The following is an 8,631-nucleotide window of genomic DNA, read 5'->3' on the forward strand; positions in this document are numbered from 1 at the left end:
TCGATCCGTCCGAGGAGGACGATCATGCGAAATCCACGTATGCACTCACACGGCTTCGGTCGCCCCGGGGGCTGGCAACAGGCGGATGTGCCCGATGCCGGCGACGCCGAGGAATGGTTCTCCGGCCGCCTACCCGACGACTGGTTCACCGGGCCTGCCACGGTGGAGGTCGACCGCGAAGAAATCATCGTGACCGGCGAACTTCCCACACCCGACGACACCTCCGACGCAGCCGTCGAAGGACGCATCTCCCGGTTCCGGGAAAGCACCCGCCCCGAACGGATGCGCATCGCCGACGAGGCCGAGGCCCGATACGGCCGCAAAGTCGCGTGGGGTGTCACGCTCGGCGGCCACGACGTCCTGTTCACCCATCTCGCGGTGCCTGTCATGACGCGACTGCGTCAACCCGAACGCAAGGTCCTCGACACTCTCGTCGACGCCGGAGTAGCCCGATCACGCTCCGACGCGCTCAAGTGGACGGTGCGACTCGCCGGACAACACACCGACGAATGGCTCACCGAACTGCGGGAGGCGATGAAGAAGGTCGACGACCTCAGATCGGAGGGGCCACAGATCTGAGTACCCAGGCGACGGCCTCGTCGACCGACGCCACCAGTGCGACTCCGGCAGGTGCTGCAGGGCGACGCACCACGATGACCCGCACCCCGAGTTCACCGGCGGCAGCAAGCTTCGCCCGGGTGAGTTCCCCACCCGAGTCCTTCGTGACGAGGGTGTCGATCCCGTTGTCCCGCATCAGCTTGCGCTCACCTTCGACGGTGTAGGGCCCGCGGGCCTGCACCACCGTCCAGGACGCAGGAACCTCGTCGTCGAGTGGTTCGACGACCCGCACCGTCACCCGATGCCCACCGAGTGGGCCGACGAAGCGGTCCAGTGTCTGACGTCCGGTACTGAGAAAGATGCCCTCGCCGGTCGCGGCTGCGGTAGCAGCGGCGTCGTGGCCGTCGACCCAGACCCAGGAGCCGTCGTCCGCCCACCCAGGGCGTTGCAACCGCAGGAGCGGGACGTTCGCATGCGCACATGCTGCTGCCGCGTTGGCACTGATCCCCGCGGCAAACGGGTGTGTCGCGTCTACGACAGCATCAATGCCGTTGTCGCGCAGATAGTTCGCGAGCCCGTCAACGCCTCCGAAACCGCCGATGCGGACCGGCCCCACCGGTAGTCGCGGATTCCGGACACGGCCCGCGAGCGACGACACGAAATCCACTCCCCTGTCGTGCAGGGCACCTGCGAGCGCCCGCGCTTCCCCCGTACCCCCGAGGACGAGCACCGTCATCGCAGCGTTCCCGACAGGGTGGGCAGCACCGGTGCGTCCGTCAACATCGAGAGCAGTGCATCGACGTCGAGATGCTCGTCGATCATGTCGGCGAGAAGCTCGATCCGTTCGTCACGCGCCGACGCGAAACTCACCGTTCCCGTACAGATCTCACGTCCCGCCGCCGCAGCGACCTCGCGCAGCCACGCACCACGGAGTTCGTCTCGTTCGAGGCTGCCGTGCCACATCGTCCCGAAGACGTTGCCGCTGCGCGCACCACCGAGAAACTCGTCGGCGTGGCCGACTTCCACGCGTCCGTGATGGATCTCGTAGCCGGATGCAGACGCACCCAGCGCGGCTCCGGAAGGCAGCCGTAGGACTTTGTCGGTTCCGAATTCTGTTCGGACGTCGAGCAACCCGAGCCCGTGCGCTGACGCCCCGGGGTGCCCCTCGACTCCGTGCGAGTCGTTGATCTCGCGTCCGAGCATCTGGAATCCGCCGCAGATCCCCAACACGGCGCCGCCCGCACGGGCGTGATCGATGATGGCGGTGTCGAGACCGCGCGACCGCAGCCACTCGAGGTCGGCAAGTGTGGCGCGGGTGCCCGGCAGGATCACGACGTCGGCATCCGCAAGTGCGCGCGGATCGTCGACGAAACGGACCCGCACATCGGGTTCGAGGCAGAGCGCGTCGACGTCGGTGAAGTTACTGACGCGCGGCACCATCACCACCGCGATCGTGAGGGCACCGTCGCCGTCGTGTGCGGGTCGCGATGTGAGAGCAAGGGAATCCTCGGAGTCGAGCCACAGGTCGCGTTGCCAGGGCAGGACGCCGAGTACGGGACGTCCGGTGAGCTCGCAGAGCGAATCGACGCCCGGTGTCAGCAAACCCACATCGCCGCGGAACTTGTTGATCACGAACCCTCGGATCAACTGCTGATCAGCGGCATCGAGCAAGGCCAACGTTCCGTACATCGATGCGAACACGCCGCCGCGGTCGATGTCACCGACGACGATCGTCGGCATGCCGCCGTACTGAGCGAGCCCCATGTTGACGTAATCGTGTGCGCGCAAGTTGATCTCGGCGGCACTTCCTGCGCCTTCGCACACCACGACGTCGAAACGGCTGCGCAGATCGTCGAATGCGGCGAACGCCGCCTCCGCGAGATGCTTCCTCCCGCCCGCGAATTCTCCCGCCTCGAGAGTTCCGGCAGGACGACCACGCACCACGACGTGGCTGCGCCGATCACTGCCCGGCTTGAGCAGCACCGGGTTCATCGCGGATTCCGGTACCGCACGTGCGGCGACGGACTGGATCCACTGGGCGCGCCCGATCTCCACCCCGTCGCCGGTCGCGGCATCGACCGCGACCATCGAGTTGTTCGACATGTTCTGCGCCTTGAACGGCGCGACAGTCAGGCCCCGCCGCGACAATGCCCGGCAGATACCGGTAACGACGACGGACTTACCTGCGTCCGAGGTAGTTCCGGCAACCAGAATCCCAGTTCCCATGACGTCAGGCTACGACCCGAACGCGCGGGCCCGAACGCGCGACGCACGTTCGGTGAGAAGCGCGAAGATGAATCCGAGTGCCGCCCACAAGGTGACCTGCACGGTGAACGAGGCAACCCGGAACTGCCACAACAGGCTTGCCGGGAAATCGTCACTCACTTCGTCGATGGTCGGCATGACGAGGTAACCCACACCCACCACTACGAGGAACGCGATCAGCGGTCCGACAATGCGGACGGTGTGCAGATCCTGGTTCGCGAGGGCCTTCGCGACCGCGACCGCCACCGCGATGGCGACAAGGCCGAGCACGACTGCGGCGAACCACCACAACGTGCGCTCGTTGATGGTGTCGGGATCGCCCACCGCCGGTGGGTTCGCCGGGTACTTGAAGAACGGAACCGCTTCGATCGCCAGCCACGCGGCACCCGCACCGGTCAGCGCCAGCTTCCGGCCGGGCATGTCGGTGTAGCGGCGGGTGAAGTGCAGCACCGACGCGTACAGCGCACCGAGCGCGAGGCCTGCCAGGCTGGTCGCGAGAAACAGTCCGGCCTTCTGGCCGGTGCGACTCACCTCGGCGTCGCCGCCGTGGCTGTGACTGTGCGCGTCCTCCTCGACGACTGCGGCGCCACCGTGGTCATGGTCGGCCGCTTCACCTGCGGCTTCTTCGATCGCAATGGCTGCCTCGATGTGAGGTTCGCCGACGACGAATGCCACCGCACCGGCCAGCAGACCCGCGAGCAGGCCGGCGAGGAGGCCACGTAGCAACAACTGGACAAAACTTCCGGACAGGATCGCCTGTCCGCCCGGCGACGTCGGCCGAGTATCGCTCAGTGACACGGGAGGCCCAGGAGGTGCCGGCCGTCGTGCATCAGTTCGTGCATGAACATGCCCGTACGAGAAATCGCACCCTGGTCGAATCCGACCAGATAGAGCACGACAAAGGCGAGGATCACCGTCGCGGCCAGCGCTACAGCGAGCCCGGCCGAGCCGAGTGAATCAGCCGAGCCGAGTGAGTCGTCGGGTGTATGGACTACCGCCATGACAACCTCCTGGGATTACGCGTCCCATCCGAAAGGCCACGTGCCGTGGGAGTGTTCTGACTTCCGGAAATCTGCGATCTCCGGTCTACAGTGGCGCGACCGTTCCGGATTCTCACCGGATTCCCTGCACCTCGGCACATGCTTACCGACGAACTTTGGCACCACGGGTAAGTCGATGTCAAACGGAGAAGGCGGCACCGGGAGGTGGACACTGTGCCCGTGACCCGCCTGTTCCTGACCTCCCACGCCTCCACCCACGCGCAGCAGCGTGTGCGATTCCCGGCCGACGATCCGATCTCCGAGCGCGGACGACGTGAGCTCGAACGTGTCGCGCCACCGGTGGTCGATCGCGCGTTCACGGCACCCGAGATCCGCGCCGTCGACACCGCAGCAGCTCTCGACTGGCCGGCGACTGTCGAACCGGCTCTGCGCGACCTCGACTACGCGAACTGGTCCGGTGTACCGATGGACAGCATCCCGGAACTCGAACTTGCGGCGTGGCTGTCCGATCCCGACGCAGCACCGCACGGCGGCGAATCGATCGCCCACCTGATCACGCGTGTGGGGGCGTGGCTGGACACGGTCGACGAGTCACCCGAGCGCATCGGGGTGGTCGCGCATCCGGCGGTGGTCAAAGCCGCGACGGTCTGTGCACTCGGGGCACCCGTCACAGCATTCTGGCGTGTCGACGTACGTCCCCTGAGCGTGACGCGATTCAGCGGTCGCGGCGGTCGCTGGACTCTGAAGCTGAGCTGAGGTTCACCACGTCACGTCTTCCTCGCACTTGCGCCCGTCGACCGTCCGTTCCACCTGCACGGTCGCGTGGTCGAGTCCGTGCGACGACAACGTCGTACGTGCCGAGTCGAGCACCCAGTTCGCGTCGTGGTCGCTGACGAGGTGCACGGTCGCCACGTCCATTCCTGTGGTCAGGGTCCACACGTGCAGGTCGTGAACGCCGGACACCCCGGGCAACGCAGCGAGATCGGCCCGGACGGCGTCGACATCGAGGTGACTCGGCGACGCCTGCGTCAGGATGCGGAGCGATTCGGCGGCGAGCCGAAGCGCGCGCGGCACGACCCACAGGGAGATCAGCACACCGACGACGACGTCGGCGAAACTCCATCCGAACGCCAGGACCAGCACGCCGGCGACGAGAACGCCGACTGAGCCGAGTGCGTCGGCGAGCACTTCCATGTAGGCGCCGCGCACCGCGAGACTTCCTTTGGCATCGGCGCGCAGGAGCAACATCACGACGATGTTCGCTCCGAGACCTGCCGCTGCCGTGAGGATCAACGGGGCACCCGGGATGTCGGGGGTGTCGCCGATCCGGTTGATCGCCTCGTACATCACCCACGCCGCGACGCCGAGCAACAGGACCGCATTGGCCATCGCGGTGAGCACTTCGGCCCGGTGCCAGCCGAAAGTGCGGGCAGCTGCGGCGCTGCCGCGGCGGGCGAGGATCAGCGCGACCATGCCCATCGATACGCCGACGACGTCGGTGAGCATGTGCCCGGCGTCGGCGAGCAGCGCGAGCGATCCGATCCACAACCCGACTACGGCTTCGAGGAGAAGGAACACACCGAGTACGGCGAGGGAGATACCCATCCTGCGGATGGTGCGGTCCGACGGCCCTGCGGTGCGCCCATGACCGTGACCGATGCCGTGCGAATGTCCGTGACCCGAGCTCATGGCCCTCCTTCGAGATCCGCGTCATCGTATGCACAAATGCGCATGTATACAACCGCTACGTCGCGGCCACGTGGGGCTCCACGGGCGTGTGCACAATGACGCCGGCGTTGCTGACACACACAGCAGGGAAGTCCCGTCGAAATCCGGCGCCGACCCGCAACGGTGGACTGTCGAATTCGACAGTGAGCTCATGCGTACGGTCGAGGGCCGGCGCGTCCTCGACCTGCTGGGACTGGTCGATCACTTCTCCGGCGGGTAGCCCGGCTTCTCCACGGTGGGCGGCAATGTCGCGAGCGCCGAAATGCGTTTGAGTCCTGCGGTTTGGAGCAGGTCGACGAGCAGCGACCGGATCTGCGCGAACACCACCGTGGCCGAGACCCCGGCGCCCTCGACCAGCTCCGGGTTCATCTTCCTGGCAACACTGCGCAACACCCGGGCCGCCTCCGCCTCGTCGGGTTGTTCACCCGGTTCTGCGAGCATCATCTCGCGTAGCACCTCGAGCGCATCCGCGAGTTCGTTGACGATGACGACGAGCCGAGAGTCGAGGATCTCGTCGTCACGGACCAGGGTCAGTGACCGCCGCGCGAGGACACGGATATTGCGCACCGCGTTGTCGATGGGGTCGGCCGCGGCCGTCAGCCGTGCGAGTCGCGGACGACTGTTCCAGTAGAGCGGGGAGATTCGGCTGATCTCGTGGCCACCCTGGAGGTTGCTGCGCATGGAGTCGATTGCCGATTGTGTGGCGCGAGCCTGCCGCAGTGCCGCCTCGATAGGTTTCGGATTGTTCTCGACGAGACCGGTCTCCACCTTCCGCAGAACCTCGGCCGCGGTCTCGAGGATGTCTGCAGCGTTCTTCCTCGCACGACGCACCGGGTGGGTGGGGATCAGCGCGACCACGGCGATCCCCACCAGGCCGCCGACGAGTGCGTCGACCATCCGGTCGATGCCACCCGTGCCGCCGGGAGGGATCAGGGTTGCCACCAGGACCGCCGAGTTGCCGGCCTGCATCGCGAAGATCGGCCCGCTGTTGAGCGCCACCGCCGACCCCATGGCGATCACCACGACCAACGCGATCTGCCACGGACCGCTGCCGATCTGCGACACGATCAGGTCGCCGACACCGATGCCGACGGTCACGCCGCACACGAGTTCGACCGACCGTCGCAGTCGCGCGCCCAGGGACAACCCGAGCGACACCACCGCCGCGATCGGCGCGAAGAACGGCTGTGGATGGCCGATCCATACCGTCGCAACCCACCAGGCGATACCGGCAGCGAGCGCGCACTGCACGATCGGCAGTGCGGACGAGCGGAGACGCTGGGACGACTTCCGCAGTTTCCGACGGAAGTCGTCCCTGGTGGGTAACGACCTACTCGACGCCAAGTTCCTCGGCCGCGCGGGGATCGCAATCTTCGAGCAGATCGAGGCACCGCGCGTGCTCGTCCGCTTCGCCGATCGTCTTCGCGGCTCGCGCGAGCACGGCTACGCAGCGAAGGAAACCGCGGTTGGGCTCGTGGCTGTAGGGCACCGGACCGAAGCCCTTCCACCCGTTACGACGCAGCTGGTCGAGGCCGCGATGGTAGCCGGTGCGCGCGTACGCGTAGGCGGCGATCGTCTCGCCGGAGTCGAGCGCTGCTTCCGCAAGGTATGCCCATGCGATCGATGCGGTCGGATGCTCGGCCGCGACCTTCGCCGGGTCCTCGTGGTTGAGCAGGTCCGACTCCGCTTCATCGTCGCCGGGGAGCAGAGTGGGCTTGGGTCCGAGCAGATCACCGAATGAGGTCATGGCGCCCATTCTGCCCTTCACACCCCCACCCTCGATAAGCTCCCCACATAATCACCCATCATCCGAACGAGGTGCAGCGAGTGCCGGACCCGAAGAACGAAGACCCGACCGAAGACTCGACGGAATCGTCAGCAGGCGAGGTCGCGGATACCGGACCGGCCGATACTCCCGACGAGGTCGACACCACGGAGAAGAACTCGGAGAAAGATTCGGAGAACACCGCGGACGAAGCGCGGGAGACCCCGGCTCCCGATGACGAAGCCGAGGGCGCTGCAGCTCAGGAGGCGAAACCCAGCACCCCCGCAGCCGAACAGCTCGCGGTCGAGGACTCGGCGCTCGTGGAAGACACGGAAGACACCGAAGATGCGGAGGACACCGAAGCGCCGGCCGAATCGGCGGAGACTGCACATTCGCGGGAGACTGCAGATTCGGCGGAGACCGCGGATGACGTCCTCTCGGACGACGAGCAGGAAAGCGGTGGAACGTCAGCGAAAGACGACCCGGTCGCTGCGGAGCCTGAAGACAGCGAGCCGAACACCTCGGTAGAAACCGGCGAAACCGCTGAGCCGGATCCCGCCGAGGCGAAGACGGTCGCGATGCCGATCGCCAAGAAGGCCGAGCCCCCTGTAGCCGAGCCCCCTGTAACCAAGCCTCCCGAAACCGAGCACTCGCAGAAAACTCCTCAGCCCGAGCCACCCACGCCGGATCCGTCCGAGGCACCCACGACGCAGATCCCCGTCACCAGCCATACCCCGAAAGCCGAGCCGCAGCGCATCGCGCCGCGTGTACCCGAGCCACCGCGTTCGGAGCCTGCACCGTTCCGGCCCACCCCGGCACCGACACGGATCCCTCCGTCCCCCCCGGAGAACCGCGGCCGGTGGATGGTGCTCGCCGGTGTCGCCGCCCTGGTGGTGATCGTCGTCATCGCTGTCATCGCGTTCATGCAGTACCGGGAGAACAACTCCCCCGAGTCCCACATCCGTGCGAGCATCGACGAGTTCGTGGAAGCGCTGAGCGCCGGCGACCTCGCGACCCTGCAGACCTCGACGTGCGGGGGCCTGGCGGAGTTCTACGCGACGATCGACCCCGCGGAGTTCGACAGCATTCACGCGTTGGCTGTGGAGCAGGGCTCGGTGCCCGTCGTATCGAGTATCGACAAGGTGCAGATCACCGACAACACCGCGATCGCGGAGGTCACCGCTCACACGATGGGCGAGCCGTCGGATGTCACCGCTCGCACGTTCGACCTCGCGCTCCAGGGTGAGGAGTGGAAGGTGTGCGACGAGTAGCTGCGCAGACCGGATACGACGAAGAAGGGGCGCCGGCTCGAGC

10 protein-coding genes and 1 riboswitch are annotated in these 8,631 nt (G+C 66.7%); of the genes, 3 read left to right on the forward strand and 7 right to left on the reverse strand.

From position 1 onward, the window contains the following. Positions 1-24 precede the first annotated feature (24 nt). Positions 25-579 (forward strand): hypothetical protein, encoded by a 555-nt coding sequence (locus ACFWB0_RS22510; protein ID WP_378492618.1) that lies wholly within the window; start codon positions 25-27, stop codon positions 577-579. On the opposite strand, the gene ACFWB0_RS22515 is transcribed toward ACFWB0_RS22510, so the two are convergent. Genes ACFWB0_RS22515 through ACFWB0_RS22530 form a run of 4 tightly spaced genes read right to left on the reverse strand, consistent with a single transcriptional unit; the run spans position 554 to position 3,824 of the window. Next, positions 554-1,294: a cobalt-precorrin-6A reductase gene (locus ACFWB0_RS22515; RefSeq protein ID WP_378492619.1), complete on the reverse strand. Its 741-nt coding sequence runs from the start codon at positions 1,292-1,294 to the stop codon at positions 554-556. The two genes, ACFWB0_RS22510 and ACFWB0_RS22515, sit on opposite strands and share 26 nt — an antisense overlap. Continuing rightward, positions 1,291-2,784 (reverse strand): cobyric acid synthase, encoded by a 1,494-nt coding sequence (locus ACFWB0_RS22520; protein ID WP_378492620.1) that lies wholly within the window; start codon positions 2,782-2,784, stop codon positions 1,291-1,293. The genes ACFWB0_RS22515 and ACFWB0_RS22520 overlap by 4 nt, the downstream gene beginning before the upstream one ends. 9 nt (positions 2,785-2,793) lie before the next feature. Further along, positions 2,794-3,573 carry a CbtA family protein gene (locus ACFWB0_RS22525; RefSeq protein ID WP_378492627.1) on the reverse strand — a complete coding sequence of 260 codons (780 nt, stop codon included), beginning with the start codon at positions 3,571-3,573 and terminating at the stop codon, positions 2,794-2,796. Between the two features lie 38 nt (positions 3,574-3,611). Continuing rightward, on the reverse strand, positions 3,612-3,824 hold the full coding sequence (locus ACFWB0_RS22530) for a CbtB domain-containing protein (RefSeq protein WP_378492621.1): 213 nt from the start codon (positions 3,822-3,824) through the stop codon (positions 3,612-3,614). Positions 3,825-3,853: 29 nt separating this feature from the next. Continuing rightward, positions 3,854-4,005, reverse strand: a riboswitch (cobalamin riboswitch). Between the two features lie 38 nt (positions 4,006-4,043). On the opposite strand from ACFWB0_RS22530, the gene ACFWB0_RS22535 reads away from it, so the two are divergent. Beyond that, positions 4,044-4,580 (forward strand): histidine phosphatase family protein, encoded by a 537-nt coding sequence (locus ACFWB0_RS22535; protein WP_378492622.1) that lies wholly within the window; start codon positions 4,044-4,046, stop codon positions 4,578-4,580. A gap of 3 nt (positions 4,581-4,583) precedes the next feature. Here the strand turns inward: ACFWB0_RS22535 and ACFWB0_RS22540 are convergent, their stop codons facing one another. From ACFWB0_RS22540 to ACFWB0_RS22550, 3 genes are all read right to left on the reverse strand, one after another. After that, entirely contained in the window at positions 4,584-5,513 is a 930-nt protein-coding gene (locus ACFWB0_RS22540; RefSeq protein ID WP_378492623.1) for a cation diffusion facilitator family transporter, read from the reverse strand. 240 nt (positions 5,514-5,753) lie between these two features. Beyond that, positions 5,754-6,896, reverse strand: coding sequence for an aromatic acid exporter family protein (locus tag ACFWB0_RS22545; protein ID WP_378492624.1), 1,143 nt, complete (start codon positions 6,894-6,896; stop codon positions 5,754-5,756). After that, positions 6,883-7,299 carry a DUF3151 domain-containing protein gene (locus tag ACFWB0_RS22550; RefSeq protein WP_378492625.1) on the reverse strand — a complete coding sequence of 139 codons (417 nt, stop codon included), beginning with the start codon at positions 7,297-7,299 and terminating at the stop codon, positions 6,883-6,885. Before ACFWB0_RS22550 ends, ACFWB0_RS22545 begins: the two co-directional genes overlap by 14 nt. An 80-nt stretch (positions 7,300-7,379) precedes the next feature. On the opposite strand from ACFWB0_RS22550, the gene ACFWB0_RS22555 reads away from it, so the two are divergent. Next, on the forward strand, positions 7,380-8,588 hold the full coding sequence (locus ACFWB0_RS22555; RefSeq protein WP_378492626.1) for a hypothetical protein: 1,209 nt from the start codon (positions 7,380-7,382) through the stop codon (positions 8,586-8,588). Positions 8,589-8,631: the final 43 nt, after the last annotated feature.

The sequence above is a fragment of the Rhodococcus sp. NPDC060086 genome (assembly GCF_042730275.1).
GTDB lineage: Bacteria > Actinomycetota > Actinomycetes > Mycobacteriales > Mycobacteriaceae > Rhodococcus.